The organism is Burkholderia puraquae (assembly GCF_002099195.1).
GTDB classification, from domain to species: Bacteria; Pseudomonadota; Gammaproteobacteria; order Burkholderiales; family Burkholderiaceae; genus Burkholderia; species Burkholderia puraquae.
Map to the genome: position 1 here is coordinate 210,447 of NZ_NBYX01000001.1, position 15,424 is coordinate 225,870.

Genomic DNA, 15,424 nt, shown 5'->3' on the forward strand with positions numbered 1-15,424 from the left:
CGGCTGCAGAACGGAAGGCGGCATGGCGCGCGCGACGCGGCTCGTTACATCGGGGCGACGCATGCGACGTGCTGTTCGAGCGGATGCACGAAGCCATGGCAGGCTTCGGGAGGCGGGATGCTGCCGGTCAGGAAGGCGGGACGCGCGTGACGCGTCTGCGGGCAGCGCTCAGGCGGCTGCCGTCGCGTGTGGAGTCGTTTGGCATCGCGACAGGCTAACGATGCGGCGAGCCGCCATCAACATGGGCCGGCTCATTAATCGATTTCGCGTGGCGCAATAATCGGTGGGCGAACCGTGCCGGTTACGGTGCGGTTCGCCATGCGGTGAACAATTCCGCGAGGAAATCGACGAACGCGCGCACCTTGCTGTCGAGCGTCGCGCGCCGCGGGTACAACACGTGCAGCTCGACGTCGTCGGTCCGGTGCCAGTCGGGCAGCACGATTTCGAGTTCGTTCCGTTCGAGCCGGCGGGCCGTGTAGTGCGTCGAGACCAGCGCAATGCCGCCGCCGCTCGCGGCCTGGCGCAGCACCGTCACCGATTCGTTGGTGATCAGCACCGGCCGCACCGGTACGTCGGCCACTTCGCCGGCCGCATTGGTGAGCCGCAGCGTCAGGCCGGGCGCGTCGCGGCCGACGAGCAGCAGGTCGTGCTGCGCGAGATCCTGCGGCGTGGCGGGCCGGCCGGCGCGGTCGAGATAGGCGGGGCTCGCGGCGAGCTTCGCCTGCGACCAGCCGAGCGAGCGCGCGATGTAGCTGGAGTCGGTCAGCACGCCCGCGCGCAGCGCCACGTCGAAGCCATGCTCGACGAGATCGAGCGGGTTGTTGTCGTAGATCAGCACGAGCTGGACGAGCGGGTAGCGCCGGCGAAACTCGGCGAGCGCCGGTTCCAGTTCGAACAGGCCGATCGAGTAGGGCACCAGCACGCGCAGCATGCCCTCCGGCGCCGTGCGCAGTGCGCGCGCCTGACGGTCCGCGTCGAGCAGGATGTCCTCGGCGCGCAGGCAGCGCTCGTAGTAGTCGCGTCCGGCTTCGGTGACGGAGACGCGCCGGGTGGTGCGGTACAGCAACTGGACGCCGAGATCGTCCTCGAGCTGCTTGACCTTGCGGCTCACGCGGCTGAGCGGCATGTCGAGGTGCGTGGCGGCGGCGGTGAAGTTGCCGCGTTCGACCACGCGCAGGAATATCCGGATGCTTTCGAAGTCCATACGGGGTGCTTCAGAGTTCGACCTGCGCGCATCTTACCTTTGCCGGCCGGATCGCTTCATGCAGGGGCGATTATCCTGCCCGGTGCAATAACGCATCCTGTCCGCACCCCTTAGTGGCGGCGGAGCGCGCCCGTATGCTCGCCGCATGAAATTCGCCTTGCCCCCTCTGCCGCCGCTCGCGGTCGTGCGTACCGCGCTGCGCGACGCACGGCCCACGCTGCCGCCCGGCGCCATCGGCTTCGCGTTGCGCAACACCGCCGCGTCGCTCCTCGCGCTCTACATCGCGTTCCGGATGAATCTCGACGATCCGAAGTGGGCCGCGTCGACCGTATGGATCGTCGCGCAGGGCAGCCGCGGGATGGGTTTGTCGAAGAGCCAGTACCGGATTTTCGGCACCGCGATCGGCGCGGCCGTCGCGCTCGTGCTGACCGGTGCGTTCGCGCAGACGCCCGAGCTGTTCCTGCCGGCGCTCGCTGCGTGGATCGGCCTGTGCGCGGGCGTCGCGACCTTCCTGCGCAATTTCCGGGCGTATGCGGCGGTGCTCGCGGGCTACACGGCGGCGATCATTGCGATGGACGCCGTATCCGCGCCGCTGCACGCATTCGATATTGCAACCGCGCGATGCCTGTACGTGGTGGTCGGCATTCTCTGCGGTGCAGCGTTCGAGACGGTGTTCGCACCCGGTTCGCCGCTGGCCGACGTCCGCATGCGGCTCGCGCGCTATCTCGACCGTGCGATGGCCATCGGCGCGGGCGCGCTGCGCCGCGAGCCGAACGGCGCCGCCGTGCACCGGCTGTTCGCGGACGCGCTCGAACTCGACACGGCGGCCGAGTATGCGGCCGCCGGCGCGCCGCCGGTGCGCAACGCGATCGGCCATCTGCGCGCGGCGGTGCTGGGCGTGCTGTCCGCGCAGGCCGCGGGGCAGGCGCTGCACGAACACGCGGCGCGCAGCGGCGGCACGCCGGACCCGCTGGTCGCCGATGCCGCGCAGGTGCTCGACGGCGTGGTGGCGTCGGGCGAAGCGGGCCCCGCGCTGACGGCACTGCGTGCGCGCGTGGACGATGCAGTGCGCGCCGAGGCCGCGGACCCGACCGGCTCGGACACGTCGCGGCTGCTCACGCTCGACCGGCTGGCGGCGCTGCTTGCCGGGTTCGATGCCGCGTTGGCGGGCAAGGCGCAGCTGGATCGGCCGAACCCGCCGGCGTCGCGCGTGCGCTATGCGTTCCACCACGATCCGGTGCTCGCGTGGCACAACGGGATCCGCGCGTTCGTCGCGGTGCTGGTTGCCTCGGCGCTCTGGATCTTGACCGCGTGGCCGTCGGGCGCCGGGTTCGTCGCGATCACGGGCGTGGTCTGCGCGCTGTTCTCGACGCGCCCGAACTCGGTGGGCGCCACCGTCGGCTTCCTGAAAGGGGCGGCCTGCGCAGCGGTCGCGGGCGCGCTCTGCAATTTTGTGCTGCTGCCGGCGGTATCGGGCTTCGAGATGCTCGCGTACATCCTCGGCGTGTTCTTGGTCGGCACCGGCCTCGCGATGCGCAATCCGCGCACGGCCGGCATCGGCAGCGGCTTCTCGATCTTCTTCTGGAATTTCACGTCGCCGGACAATACGGCGCGCATCGGCGACGCCGCGTTTCTCAATTCGGCGCTCGCGACGCTGCTCGGCATCGCGTTCGGGGCCCTGGTGTTCGCGCTCGTGTTCCCCGGCGATCCCGGCACGAGCCGGCGGCGCCTGCATCGCGCGGTGCGCGGCGACCTGGCGCGCATCGCACGCAACCCGCGGGCATGGCGGGCGAGCGCGTGGCTGAGCCGCACGGCCGACCGTCTCGGGCGCGAACTCGGGTTTGCGGGCCGTCTGCCACCCAGCCTCATCGAGCGCGACCTGCGCGATCTGCTCGCAGCCTGGACGATCGGCGACAGCCTGCTGGCGCTGGCCGACCTGGCGACGCGCGAGCCGGCGGTGCGCCGGGCGGTCGCGGTCGTGCGGGGGCGGGTCGGGCACGCGGATTTCGCGCGGCTCGACCGGGCCTGCGACGCGGCGGCCCGTGTGCTGCTGCGGCGCGTGGCCGAGGTCGACAGCGACGACGGCCGCGCGCTGCTACGCGGCGTCGTGCTGCTGCGGACGATCGCGGAGACGGCGGCCGCGCACGACGGCTTCCTGCGCGGTCGCCAGGATTGATGGCGGGATGGCAGGATGGCGCGTGAGCGGCGGCCCGCGCGTCAACTGAGGCGATAGGCCTTGCCCGGCGTCACTTCCGCCGGCAGCGGCTCGCGGTTCAGTTCGAGCAGCGTGCGCTCGATCTGCCGCGTCATCGCATCGAGTGCGAGATGGTTCGGCCCGTCGCCGAAGGGTTCGGCGATTGCATGCGCGATTGCGTCGAGCGCGATCAGCGTATACGCGACGAACACGGTGACGAACGGCGTTGCCGCGCCGATCGAATCGACGAGACCGAACGGCAGCAGCACGCAGTACGCGTAGATGGTCCGGTGCAGCAGCACGTCGTATGAAAACGGGATCGGCGTGGAAGCGATCCGTTCGCAGCCGCTCACCATCGCGACGAGCTCGTCGAGGCGCGCATCGAGCATCCACAGGCGCGTGTCGGCGAGGCGCCCCGCATCGGCGCGAGCGGCGAACGCTTCGCGCAGCGCATGCACGATGACGACCGGGCGGAACCGCGACGCGGCGATGCGCGCATAGGTGGCATCGTCGAGCAGCCCGCGCAGGTCCGCGGCCGGATCGGTGCCGCGCAGCTGATGCTTGAGCGTATAGACGAACGCGACGACCGTGCGCACGAACGCGCGCCGCGATGCATCGTCACGGTCGACGGCACCGTAGCAGAGTGCCTGCGACACCAGCGTGCGCGTGGCGGTCAGTACGCCGCCCCAGAGCTGCCGGCCTTCGCGGTAGCGTTCGTAGCTCGCGTTGTTGCGAAACCCCGCGAAGATCGCGAGCGTGAGGCCGATCAGCGTGAACGGCGTCGGATTCAGCGGCACCTTCTCGCCGAGCACGCGGCCGCCGCCCCACACCGCGACGAGGCTGATCGCGAGCGTCAGCACGAGCTGCGGCAGGATGGTCGGCAGCACCGAGCCGTTCCAGACGAGCAGCATCCGCAGCCAGTGCTCGCGCGGACGAACGATCATTGCCGTGCTCCGTCAGGCGGCGATCGAGGCCGGCGTGGCCGCACGATGCAGCAGCACGGGAATCGACTTCGACGTCGGCGTGTTGCACACGTCGCCGACGCTGTCGAGCGGCACGAGCGGGTTGGTTTCCGGGTAGTACGCGCCGATGCAGCCGCGCGGGATGTCGTACTCGACGAGCAGGAAGCCGTCCGCGCGCCGCTCGATGCCGTCGTGCCACACGGTTTCCATGTCGACCCATTCGCCGGCCTTCAGGCCCAGCATCGCGAGATCGTCGCGGTTGGCGAACACCACGCGGCGCTGGCCGAACACGCCGCGATAGCGGTCGTCGAGCCCGTAGACGGTCGTGTTGTACTGGTCGTGCGAGCGCGTCGTCATCAGCGTCATCAGCCGTTCGCCGTGCAGCGCGCGGGCGCGCTGGATCGGCGTGTCGGCCGGCAGCGCGTGCGCGATGAAGTTCGCCTTGCCCGTCGGCGTGAGCCATTCGCGGTCGCGCGACGCGACGCGCAGGTGGAAGCCGCCCGGCCGTGCGATGCGCGTGTTGTAGTCGTAGAAGCCGTCGAGCGTTGCCTCGATCGCGTCGCGGATCTTCGCGTAGTCGTCCTTGTACGCGAGCCAGTCGATCTTGCCGCTGCCGAACAGCGCGTGGCCGATGTGCGCGACGATCGCGGGCTCCGACATCAGGTTCGGCGACGCCGGCTTGTTCATCCCGTACGACACATGGACCATGCTCATCGAATCCTCGACCGTCACGCCTTGCGCGACGTTGTCCTGCAGGTCGATCTCGGTGCGGCCGAGCGTCGGCAGGATCAGCGCGTCGCGGCCGTGGATCAGGTGGCTGCGGTTCAGCTTCGTCGTGATGTGCACGGAAAGGTCGCAGCGGCGCATGCCTTCCCACGTGCGCGGCGTGTCGGGCGTCGCCATCGCGAAGTTGCCGCCGAGGCCGATCAGCACCTTCACGTGGCCTTCGAGCATCCCCTCGATCGTCTCGACGACGTCATAGCCGTGGTGGCGCGGCGGTTCGAAGTCGAACACGTGGCCGAGCCGGTCGAGGAATGCCTGCGACGGCTTTTCCTCGATGCCGACCGTGCGGTTGCCCTGCACGTTCGAGTGGCCGCGCACCGGGCACAGGCCCGCGCCGGGGCGGCCGATGTTGCCGCGCATCAGCATCAGGTTGGTGAGCATCTGCACGGTCGCGACCGAATGCTTGTGCTGCGTGATGCCCATGCCCCACGTCGCGATCACGCGCTCGCTGCGCGCATAGCGCTGCGCGAGGCCGTCGATCTGTTCGTACGGCACGCCGCTTTCGGCGGTCAGCGCCGACCAGCTTTCGTTGCGCAGGTCGTCGGCGAACGCGTCGAAGCCGGCCGTGTGCTCGCCGATGAACGCGGTATCGAGCACGCGCGGCGCGCCGGCGGCGCGCGCGGCGTCGTCGAGTTCGAGCACGCGCTTCGCCATGCCCTTGATCAGCGCGAAATCGCCGCCGATCGTCGGCTGGATGAACGTCGATGCGATCCGGGTGCCCGACATCGTCAGCATTTCCAGCGGGCTTTGCGGATCGGCGAAGCGTTCGAGGCCGCGCTCCTTCAGCGGGTTGATCGACACGATCGTCGCGCCGCGCTTCGCGCATTCTCGCAGCTCGCCCATCATCCGCGGGTGGTTGGTGGCCGGGTTCTGGCCGAAGATCAGCAGCGTGTCCGCATGCTCGAAATCGTCGAGCGTGACGGTGCCCTTGCCGACGCCGACCGACGCCGGCAGCCCGCGGCTCGTCGCCTCGTGGCACATGTTCGAGCAGTCGGGGAAGTTGTTCGTGCCGTACAGCCGCACGAGCAGCTGGTACAGGAACGCCGCTTCGTTGCTCGCGCGGCCGGAGGTGTAGAACGCGGCCTGGTTCGGGTCGGGCAGCGCGCGCAGGTGGCGCGCGATCAGCTCGAACGCGTCGTCCCACGCGATCGGCACGTAACGGTCGGTCTGCGCGTCGTACACCATCGGGTCGGTGAGCCGGCCGTGCTGTTCGAGCTCGAAGTCCGACTGTTCGAGCAGCTCGGTGACCGTGTGCGCAGCGAAGAATTCGGGCGTCACGCGCTTGCTCGTCGCTTCGGCGGCCACCGCCTTCACGCCGTTTTCACAGAATTCGAACGTCGACGCGTGCTGGCGGTCGGGCCACGCGCAGCCCGGGCAGTCGAAGCCGTCCGGCTGGTTCTGGCGCAGCAGCGTGCGGTAGTTGCCGCCGGCGACCTTTTCCTTGATCAGGTTGATCGTGACGGCTTTCAGCGCGCCCCAGCCGGCGGCCGGGTGGGTGTACGGTTCGATGCGCGCGGTGGCGGATTTCTTTTTCATGATGCAGGTGTCGGGGGCGATGGCTGCAGAGTACGCGTGGCCCCCGTCCGGCTGTGTGTACACCTGTTCACTTCAAAAAAGAGTACAGTTTCGGCCATTCATACAGTGCGGATCGCAACTGTGTTTTTGAATGGAAGTTGAAAGGAAGGCGCATGAAGCGTTACGAACAACTGGCCGACGATCTCCAGGCGCAGATCGAGCGTGGCGTGTACCGGCCCGGCGAGCGGATTCCGTCGGTGCGGCAGGCGAGCCGGCAGCAGCAGCTCAGCGTCACGACCGTGCTGCGCGCGTATCTCGTGCTGGAAAGCCGCGGCCTGGTCGAAAGCCGGCCGCAATCGGGCTATTTCGTCCGTGCGCGCACGTCGGCGCCGGCCGAGGCCGAACTGCACATGTCGGCGCCGGCCGCCGAGCCGTCGGCCGTGGACGTGAGCCGGCTGGTGCTGTCGACGCTGCGCTCGATCTCGCGCGACGACGCGGTGCCGCTCGGCTCGCCGTATCCCGATGCGTCGCAGTTTCCGGTGCAGCGTCTTGCCCGCTATGCGCAGACGATCGGACGCCGCCGCACGCGCTGGGGCGTGATCGACGATCTGCCGCCCGGCAACCAGGAGCTGATCCGCCAGGTCGCGCGGCGCTATGCGGAGCGCGGGATCGTGGTCGAGCCCGGCGAGATCGTGGTGACGATCGGCGCGACCGAGGCGATCAACCTGTGCCTGCAGGCCGTCGCGAAGCCGGGCGACACGATCGCCGTCGAATCGCCGACGTTCTACGCGATGCTGCACGCGATCGAGCGGATGGGCATGCGCGCGCTGGAAATCGCGACGCATCCGGTCGACGGCATCGACCTCGACGCGCTCGAACGGGTCCTCGAACGCGAGCGCATCGCCGCATGCATGGTGATGCCGAACTTCCAGAATCCGCTCGGTTTCCAGATGCCCGACGCGCGCAAGCGCGCGCTCGTCGAGCTGCTGGCGAAGCATGGCGTGCCGGCGATCGAGAGCGATGTCTATCACGAGCTGCACTTCGGCGACACGACGCCGAGCGCGCTGAAGTCGTTCGACCGCGACGGGCTCGTGCTGCATTGCGCGTCGTTCACGAAGAGCCTGTCGCCGCGCTACCGGATCGGCTGGGCGATGCCGGGCCGCTACCGCGACCAGGTCGAGAAGCTGAAATTCCTGAACACGCTTGCCACGCCCGCGATCGAGCAGCTCGCGATCGCCGAGTACCTGAAGCACGACGGCTACGATTTTCACCTGCGGCGCATGCGCAAGCAGTACGCGCAGCAGGCGAGCCTGATGAGCGCGACGGTGCGGCGTTTCTTCCCGGAAGGCACGCGGCTGTCGCAGCCGCAGGGCGGGTACGTGCTGTGGGTCGAGCTGCCGCCGCAGGTCGATGCGATGAAGCTGTATGCGCTGGCCCTCGCACAGCGGATCACGGTCGGCCCCGGGCACATGTTTTCGGCAAGCAGCGATTACCGGCATTTCATCCGGCTCAACTACAGCTATCCGTGGTCGCGGCAGATCGAGGACGCATTGAAGGTGCTCGGGCGGCTCGCGTCGGAGTGCGCGGCGCGGTGAGTGCAGGGGGCCGCGCGGCGAGCGGCGGCCGATCACCGGCCGCCATCGCCCGCATCAGCCCGCGTGCGGCGCCTGCAGCCCGGCTTGCGCGGCGCCGGCCATCTGCCGCATGTCGAAGCCGGACGGGTGCTGGTACACGCGCAGCCCGAACTCCGGCAGCACGGCGATCAGGTGGTCGAACAGGTCGGCCTGGATGGATTCATAGTCGACCCACGTCGTCGTGTCGGTGAAGCAGTACAGTTCGAGCGGAATGCCTTCGGCCGTGAGCGGCAGCTGGCGCGCCATGCAGGTCATGTCGCGGCGGATGCGCGGATGGCCCTTCAGGTAGTTCGCGACATACGCGCGGAACGTGCCGAGATTCGTCAGCTGGCGGCGGTTCGCCGGGCAGTCGCCGGCCGCGCCGAGCGTGCCGTTCCATTGCTCGATCGCGTCGACCTTGTCCTCGAGATAGTCCGTCAGCAGCGTCAGGCGTTCGAGCCGTTCGATCTCGTCGTTGGAGAGAAAGCGCACGCTCGTCGCGTCGACGAACAGCGCGCGCTTGATGCGGCGCCCGCCCGCTTCGGTCATCCCGCGCCAGTTCTGGTAGCTCTCGGTGATCAGCTTCCACGTCGGCACCGTGATGATCGTGTGATCGAAGTTCGCGACCTTCACGGTGTTCAGCGTGATGTCGATGACCGTGCCGTCCGCGCCGGCCGACGGCATCGTGATCCAGTCGCCGATCCGCAGCATGTCGTTCGACGACAGTTGCACGCCCGCGACGAGGCCGAGCAGCGTGTCCTTGAAGATCAGCATCAGCACGGCGGACATCGCGCCGATACCGGACAGCAGCAGGCCGATCTGCTTGCCGGTCGCGTCGCCGATTACGACGAGCGCGGCCGTGATGAACATCACGAGCTTGACGAGCTGCATCGCGCCTTTCAGCGACAGGTGCGGCTGGTCGCGCTGATCGCGCTGGTACGTGCGATGCGTGTGTTCGAGCGCCGAAAGCGTCGCGCTGACGGTCATCGTCACGAGGAACACGATCAGCGCGAACAGCACCTTGTCGGCGGCCTGCGCGGCCGTATCGGGAATGCCGGGCACCGCGCCGAGCCCGAGCTTGATCACGACGAACGGGATGATGCGATTCAGCCACTTGAATGCGCCGAACTCGAATAGCGCGTCGTCGACGCGCGTGGCGGAAAGCCGCGCGAGCCGTGCGACCACGCGAAACAGCAGGAAATGGACGACGGCCGTGATCGCGCCGGCGGCGGCGAGCAGGATGAGGATGCCGACGAGCGGCGCAAACCAGGATTCGTTCAGGGTCATAGCGGCAAACAGGGGCCTTCTCGTGCGTTGAATCGGCGCCGCGGCGCGGCGCGCGCCCGGTGAAGGGCACATGAAAGGGACCGTGATTGTGCCATCGGGTTCCTGGCACGTCCCGTGAATACAGGGTGACCGGCTCCCGAATCTCCTCACCATTGAGCAGTTCTCCTCTGTAATCGGGTGAGGACGGGCGACGAGCGTGCGTCACCGCAAGCTGCCGCACGCGCGTATGGCCGGATGCGTTGCACACCGGCGCTCGGTCGGCGCGACGCCGCTGCGGCGGGCCTTCGCGCTTCAATGCGCGTGAACGGCGATCCATGCAATCATGCGGACGTCGCATCGATCGGCGGTGCGCCGTTCGTCGTTGCTTGCAGCCCGTCGCCGACGGTGAGCGACACGCGCCGCCTTCGCGCACTTGCCATGCGATGCCTGCCCGGGGCACGATGTGCGAACGACTTCGCGAACCACGTCACCCCGTATTCACGCAATCCACGCATGCAAGATTCCAACGAAAGCCGCGCGTCCGGCGTGCGACTGCTGAAAGGCATCCTTCCGATCCGCCGGGGCCGGGCCATCCGCGACGTATTCGCGGGCATTTCGCTCGCGTCGATGGACATCCCGCAGGTGCTCGGCTATGCGCGCATCGCCGGCATGCCGGCCGTTACGGGCCTCTACACGGTGTTCCTGCCGCTCGTTGCGTTCGCGTGCTTCGGTGCGTCGCGGCATCTGGTCGTGGCCGCCGATTCCGCGACCGCGACGATCTTCGCGAGCCGGCTTTCGTCGATGGCGCCGGCCGGCAGCGCCGAGTATGTGGCGCTGGCCGGCATGGTCGCGCTGCTGACCGCCGCGATGCTGTTGCTCGCGCGCATCTTCAAGCTGGGTTTTCTCGCCGATTTCCTGTCGCGCACGGTGCTGGTGGGCTTTCTCGCCGGCGTCGGCGTGCAGGTGTCGATCGCGATGCTTGGCGACATGCTCGGGCTGGCCGTGCCGTATCCGGCGTCGCGCAGCCTGGCGCAGCTCGGCTACGTCGTCACGCATCTCGTCCACGCGAACCGGCCGACGTTCGCGCTCGCGGCGCTCGTCGTCGTCGCGATTCTCGCGTGCAAGCGGTTCCTGCCGCGCATGCCGATGCCGATGATCGCGGTCGCGGGCAGCATCGCGGCCAGCTACGCGTTCGGATTCGCCGCGCACGGCATCGCGGTGCTCGGGCCGGTCGCGGGCGGGTTGCCGCCGTTGCGCTGGCCGTCCGTCACGTGGCAGCAGTGCCTCGATCTCGTGCCGGTCGCCGCGTCGTGTTTCGTGATGATCATTGCGCAAAGCGCGGCCGCCGCGCGCGTGTTCGCGCAGCAGTATGACGAGGACGTCGATACCAACGCCGACATCCTCGGCCTCGCGGCCGCGAATGCGGCAGCGGCCGTGGGCGGCGCGTTCGTCGTCAACGGCAGCCCGACGCAGACGGCGATGGCCGACGGTGCGGGCGTGCGCAGCCAGATCGGACACCTCGCGTTCGCCGCCGTGGTGGCGGTGGTCCTGCTGTTCTTCAGCACGACTCTGCAGTATCTGCCGCATGCGGTGCTGGCCGGCATCGTGTTCACGATCGCGCTCGGGCTGATCAACGTGCGCAGCCTCGCCGCGATCCGCAAGGAAAGCCCCGGCGAGTTCACGCTCGCGCTGGTGACGGCGCTGGCAGTCGTGACGGTCGGCGTCGAACACGGCATCCTGCTCGCCGTCGCGCTGTCGCTGATGCGGCACGTGCGTCACAGCTACCAGCCGCACACGATGGTGCTCGAACCCGTCGAAGGCAACGGGCGGTGGCAGCCGGTGCCCGCGCGGCGCGGCGCGATGACGGCGCCCGGGCTGATCGTCTACCGGTTCGGCTCCGACCTGTTCTTCGCGAACGATCATCTGTTCGCCGCCGAAGTGACCGAGCTCGTCGACGCGGCGCCGGTGCCGACGCGCTGGTTCGTCGTCGATGCAGGCGCAGTCACCGACATCGACTATTCGGCCGCGCGCACGCTGGCCGACCTCGTCAGGATGCTGCACGCACGCGGGATCGGCGTGCTGTTCGGGCGCGTCAACCGCTACCTGCGTGCGGACATGGATCGTCACCGGATCACGGAGATCGTCGGTGAGTCGTGCATCTTCCCGACGTTGCATCAGGCGCTGGAAGCCGCCGGCACGACGCCGGCGCCGCAGGAGCCGGGCATCGTGTAGCGGGAACCGGCGCTAGGCGGCCGTGCGCAGGCGCGCGAAGCCGTCGCGCAGGTGGCGGGCGAGTTCCGTCGCGGCTGGCGTGCGCTGGCCGCGCGGCAGATGAAGGTTGATCGCGAAGTTCGGCAGTGCGGGCAGGCCGCTGCCGGCCGGCAGGATGTCGAGGTCGGCCGGCACGGTCGACGCGAGCCAGGCGGTCACGGCGAGGTCGGAGCGCACGGTCGCGGCCGTCGCGTCGATGCTGCCGTTCTCGAATACGGCGCGCCACGCGCGATCGCAGCCACGCAGCGCGTCGAGCACCGTCGGGCGGAACGCGCAGGTCTGCGCGACCATCGATACGGGCAGCGGCGTATTCCGGTACGCGGTGCCGCCTTTCGCGCCGACCCAGACCAGGCGGTCGATCGCGATGCACTCGCCGCGCGACGGCCCGACCGGCGCCTCGATCAGCGCGACGTCGAGCTCGCCCTGCGCGAGCCCCCGGCGCAGCTCCGGCGACGCCGCGCACACGAGCGTGAGCGCGACCTGCGGATACGCCTGCGCATAGCCTTTCAGGATCGGTGCGAGACAGGTGGCGACGAGATCCTGCGGCGCGCCGACGCGCACGGCGCCTTCGACCGCGCCGGCCGTCATGTCGGTCAGCAGCGCATCGTGCACGGCGAGCAGCCGGCGTGCCTGCCCGAGCAGCCGCTCGCCGTCCGCCGTGAGCAGCAGGTTGCGGTGCTCGCGGACGAACAGCGGGCCGGACAGCGTTTCGAGCCGTGCGACCTGCTGGCTGATCGCGCCTTGCGTCAGGTGCAGCGCGCGGCTGGCCGCCGTCATGCTGCGATGATCGGCGACCGTGACGAAGGCGCGCAGCAGCGCGATGTCGAGATTACGTGCCATGCGATGCATTATGAACGCTAATGGCAAGCATAAAAAGCTTTCGCTGTCGTAATGGAAGGATCGCGGGTAAAACGGGGTTTCTACGACGACAACCGGGAGCTTCCGTGCCGTTCCGCGACTACCTGCCGCTGATGCTGTTCGTGATCGTGTCCACCGTGACGCCGGGCGGCGCGACGACGCTCGCGACCGCTTCCGGTGCGCATTTCGGCTATCGGCGTTCGCTGCCGCTGATGGCGGGCATCGCGGTCGGCCTGGCGTCGATGGCCGCCGCGGCTGCAGCCGGGCTCGGCGGCGTGCTGCTCGCACTGCCCGCGTTGCAACTCGCGATGAAGGCGGTCGGCTCGGTGTACCTCGTGTGGCTGGCCGTGCGCATCGGGCGCGGCGGCAAGCCGCGGCTCGATGCCGCGGTGCACCGGCCGCAGGGGTTCGTCAGCGGCGTCTGGATGCTCTGGCACAACCCGAAAGGCTGGGCGATGACGCTCGGCGCGGCCGCGTCGTTCGCCGCGCTTGCGTCCGGCCCGGCGCGGCTTGGCGTATTGCTCGGCCTGGCGTTCGGCGTGGCCGCGATGGCGTCGCTGTCGCTCTGGTGTTTCGCGGGGCTGCTGTTCGCGCGCGTGTTGCGCACCGAGCGGCAGTGGCACTGGCTCAATGCCGGGCTCGGCGCGCTGCTCGTGGTGTCGATCGTGCCGATGTGGCTGCCGTAGCGACGCTGCGCGCACAGCGCGGCGTGACGGAGCGCCGCGTTCAGCGCGAACCGGCGCGTGCGGCGCCGGCCGGTTGCCCGCCCGCACCGGCCGACCACGGCGGCAGCCGCAGCGTCGTGACGAAGCTTGCCGCGTGCAGCACGCAAAGCAGGCCGAACGCCCACGCATAGGCGTTCGCTTGCGTACCGCCGCTGGCCACCGATTCGGCCTGCAACCGCCACGCGAGGAACAGCGTGCACACGGTCGTGAACGTCGGGCCGCCGAGGCGCTGCACGATATTGAGCGAGGTCGTCGCCATCGGCAGGTTGCGGCGCTCGACCGACGCATACGCGGCGGAGATCGACGGCGCACCGATCGCGCTCTGGCCCATGCCGCGCAGAAACAGCGCCGGCACGAGCAGGTACGGATCGTAGCCGGTCAGCGCGAGGAACGCGAACGGCAGCGTCGCGAAGAGCGAGAGCAACGCGCCGGCGGCGGCCAGCCGGCGCACGCCGAACCGGCTCGTCAGCGTGCCCATCGACGGATACGTGACGAGCATGCCGAGGCCCATCGGCGCGAGCAGCCAGCCCATTTCGCCGGGCGTGCGGCCGCACGCCTGGATCAGGAACACCGGAATCAGCATCTGGCCGGCGAACAGCGTGCCGTTCGACAGGAACTGCGTCGACGCGGCCGCGCCGAACACCTTGCCGCGAAACAGCGCAAGGTCGATCAGCGCGTGGCCGCCCTTGCGCGTTTCGACCCGCAGGAACGCCGCAAGCAGTAGCGCCGACGCGACGATCGCCGCGATGCCGAGCGCTTCATTGATCCGCTCGATGCCGGACAGGAACAGCACGAGCCCCGGCGACAGCAGCGCGAGGCCGACCCAGTCGAGTTCGCGCGGCTGCGTGTCGTCGCGGTCGCCGGGCAGGAACCGCGCGGCCAGCGCGAGCGCCAGCACGCCGACAGGCAGGTTCACGAGAAACAGCCAGCGCCACGACGTGTGCTGCAGGATCGCGCCGGCGACGACCGGCCCGAGGATCGGCGCGAGCAGCACGGGCACGGCCGCGTAGCCGATCACGCGTGCCATCTGCTGGCCCGCGACGCGCGCGATCATCATCTGTGCCATCGGCGCGAGCAGCCCGCCGCTCACGCCTTGCAGCACGCGGAATGCGATCAGCGATGGCGCGGACCACGCGAGCCCGCATAGCGCCGACGTGAGCGTGAACGCCGAGAAGCACCACAGGTACAGCGCCTTCGCGCCGATCCGGTCGACGAGCCAGCCGTTCAGCGGCAGCACCAGCGTGAGCGCGAGCAGGTAGCCGCTCGTGACCCACTGGATCGTCGCGAGGCTCGCGTGCAGGTCGGTCGCGAGGCTCGACAGCGACACGTTGACGATCGTCGCGTCGAGCTGCGACAGCAGCGAGCCGAGTGTCGCGACCGCGCTGACCTTCCAGATCGACGGATCGGGCCGGCCGGCCGCGTGGTCCTGCGCCGAGCGCGCGCGCGGGTCGCTCACGCGCCGCGCCGGTCGAGCAGCGCGACGATGTCCTGCGTCGTGCCCGTTTCGCCGAGGCGCGGGAACAGGCGCTCGACGCTGTTCACATGCGCATCCGCATTGAGGTCGGTCATCGCGTCGACGGCGAGCGTGACGTTGTAGCCGAGTTCGTGCGCCTGCCGTGCGGTCGATTCGACGCCGATGCTCGTCGCGACGCCGGTCAGCACGATCTGCGTGACGCCGGCCGCCTTCAGGTGCGCGTCGAGGCCGGTGCCGGTGAACGCGCCCCAGGTCTTTTTCGTCACGAGGTGGTCGCTAGGCTGCCGGTTCAGTTCGGGCACGAGTTCGGCCCAGTCGGCGGGGAACGACGCGGCGCGCGGCGGTTGCTCCGTACGACCCGGTGCGCCGCCGGCGACGTTGACCAGCACGACCGGCAGCCCGCGGCTGCGGAATGCGTCGAGCAGTTCGCGGGTGTGCGCGATCACCGGTTCGACCGGGTGTGCGGTGGGGAGGGCGACGATGCCTTTCTGCAGGTCGATGACGACGAGTGCCGTGTTCGTGTCGAGACGGGTTGCGCTCATGATGGGACTCCGTGAAA

General features: G+C 69.4%; 11 protein-coding genes. 4 read left to right on the forward strand and 7 right to left on the reverse strand.

What is annotated here, in order from left to right; translation table 11 throughout:
• Nucleotides 1–301: 301 nt before the first annotated feature.
• Nucleotides 302–1,204 carry a LysR family transcriptional regulator gene (locus tag B7G54_RS00955; RefSeq protein WP_085037338.1) on the reverse strand — a complete coding sequence of 301 codons (903 nt, stop codon included), beginning with the start codon at nt 1,202–1,204 and terminating at the stop codon, nt 302–304.
• A 145-nt stretch (nt 1,205–1,349) separates the two neighbouring features.
• Here B7G54_RS00955 and B7G54_RS00960 point away from each other — a divergent pair, with 145 nt between their 5' ends.
• On the forward strand, nt 1,350–3,380 hold the full coding sequence (locus tag B7G54_RS00960; RefSeq protein ID WP_085037339.1) for an FUSC family protein: 2,031 nt from the start codon (nt 1,350–1,352) through the stop codon (nt 3,378–3,380).
• Between the two features lie 41 nt (nt 3,381–3,421).
• Here the strand turns inward: B7G54_RS00960 and B7G54_RS00965 are convergent, their stop codons facing one another.
• Both B7G54_RS00965 and B7G54_RS00970 read right to left on the reverse strand, forming a co-directional pair.
• A complete protein-coding gene (locus tag B7G54_RS00965; RefSeq protein WP_085037340.1) occupies nt 3,422–4,342 on the reverse strand; it encodes a bestrophin family protein in 921 nt (306 codons plus the stop codon).
• 12 nt (nt 4,343–4,354) lie between these two features.
• Nucleotides 4,355–6,679 (reverse strand): FdhF/YdeP family oxidoreductase, encoded by a 2,325-nt coding sequence (locus B7G54_RS00970; protein WP_085037341.1) that lies wholly within the window; start codon nt 6,677–6,679, stop codon nt 4,355–4,357.
• Between the two features lie 152 nt (nt 6,680–6,831).
• Here B7G54_RS00970 and B7G54_RS00980 point away from each other — a divergent pair, with 152 nt between their 5' ends.
• A complete protein-coding gene (locus B7G54_RS00980; RefSeq protein ID WP_085037343.1) occupies nt 6,832–8,253 on the forward strand; it encodes an aminotransferase-like domain-containing protein in 1,422 nt (473 codons plus the stop codon).
• A 54-nt stretch (nt 8,254–8,307) separates the two neighbouring features.
• Here B7G54_RS00980 and B7G54_RS00985 read toward each other — a convergent pair whose 3' ends face one another.
• Nucleotides 8,308–9,558: a mechanosensitive ion channel family protein gene (locus tag B7G54_RS00985; protein WP_085037344.1), complete on the reverse strand. Its 1,251-nt coding sequence runs from the start codon at nt 9,556–9,558 to the stop codon at nt 8,308–8,310.
• Between the two features lie 492 nt (nt 9,559–10,050).
• Between B7G54_RS00985 and B7G54_RS00990 the strand changes: the two genes are divergently transcribed.
• The gene (locus tag B7G54_RS00990) at nt 10,051–11,769 is read left to right on the forward strand and encodes a SulP family inorganic anion transporter (RefSeq protein ID WP_085037921.1); all 1,719 of its coding nucleotides are present in this window, start codon (nt 10,051–10,053) and stop codon (nt 11,767–11,769) included.
• Nucleotides 11,770–11,781: 12 nt separating this feature from the next.
• On the opposite strand, the gene B7G54_RS00995 is transcribed toward B7G54_RS00990, so the two are convergent.
• Nucleotides 11,782–12,657 (reverse strand): LysR substrate-binding domain-containing protein, encoded by an 876-nt coding sequence (locus B7G54_RS00995; protein WP_085037345.1) that lies wholly within the window; start codon nt 12,655–12,657, stop codon nt 11,782–11,784.
• Between the two features lie 95 nt (nt 12,658–12,752).
• On the opposite strand from B7G54_RS00995, the gene B7G54_RS01000 reads away from it, so the two are divergent.
• The gene (locus tag B7G54_RS01000; RefSeq protein ID WP_085037346.1) at nt 12,753–13,352 is read left to right on the forward strand and encodes a LysE family translocator; all 600 of its coding nucleotides are present in this window, start codon (nt 12,753–12,755) and stop codon (nt 13,350–13,352) included.
• A 40-nt stretch (nt 13,353–13,392) separates the two neighbouring features.
• Here B7G54_RS01000 and B7G54_RS01005 read toward each other — a convergent pair whose 3' ends face one another.
• The gene (locus B7G54_RS01005; protein WP_085037347.1) at nt 13,393–14,847 is read right to left on the reverse strand and encodes a DHA2 family efflux MFS transporter permease subunit; all 1,455 of its coding nucleotides are present in this window, start codon (nt 14,845–14,847) and stop codon (nt 13,393–13,395) included.
• Nucleotides 14,844–15,407, reverse strand: coding sequence for an isochorismatase family protein (locus B7G54_RS01010; protein WP_085037348.1), 564 nt, complete (start codon nt 15,405–15,407; stop codon nt 14,844–14,846). Before B7G54_RS01010 ends, B7G54_RS01005 begins: the two co-directional genes overlap by 4 nt.
• Nucleotides 15,408–15,424: the final 17 nt, after the last annotated feature.

Excerpts from the sequence above, each read along its gene's own strand:
- B7G54_RS00955 (WP_085037338.1), bottom strand. The coding sequence starts at position 1,204 with ATGGACTTCGAAAGCATCCGGATATTCCTGCGCGTGGTCGAACGCGGC.
- B7G54_RS00960 (WP_085037339.1), top strand. The coding sequence starts at position 1,350 with ATGAAATTCGCCTTGCCCCCTCTGCCGCCGCTCGCGGTCGTGCGTACC.
- B7G54_RS00965 (WP_085037340.1), bottom strand. The coding sequence starts at position 4,342 with ATGATCGTTCGTCCGCGCGAGCACTGGCTGCGGATGCTGCTCGTCTGG.
- B7G54_RS00970 (WP_085037341.1), bottom strand. The coding sequence starts at position 6,679 with ATGAAAAAGAAATCCGCCACCGCGCGCATCGAACCGTACACCCACCCG.
- B7G54_RS00980 (WP_085037343.1), top strand. The coding sequence starts at position 6,832 with ATGAAGCGTTACGAACAACTGGCCGACGATCTCCAGGCGCAGATCGAG.
- B7G54_RS00985 (WP_085037344.1), bottom strand. The coding sequence starts at position 9,558 with ATGACCCTGAACGAATCCTGGTTTGCGCCGCTCGTCGGCATCCTCATC.
- B7G54_RS00990 (WP_085037921.1), top strand. The coding sequence starts at position 10,051 with ATGCAAGATTCCAACGAAAGCCGCGCGTCCGGCGTGCGACTGCTGAAA.
- B7G54_RS00995 (WP_085037345.1), bottom strand. The coding sequence starts at position 12,657 with ATGCATCGCATGGCACGTAATCTCGACATCGCGCTGCTGCGCGCCTTC.
- B7G54_RS01010 (WP_085037348.1), bottom strand. The coding sequence starts at position 15,407 with ATGAGCGCAACCCGTCTCGACACGAACACGGCACTCGTCGTCATCGAC.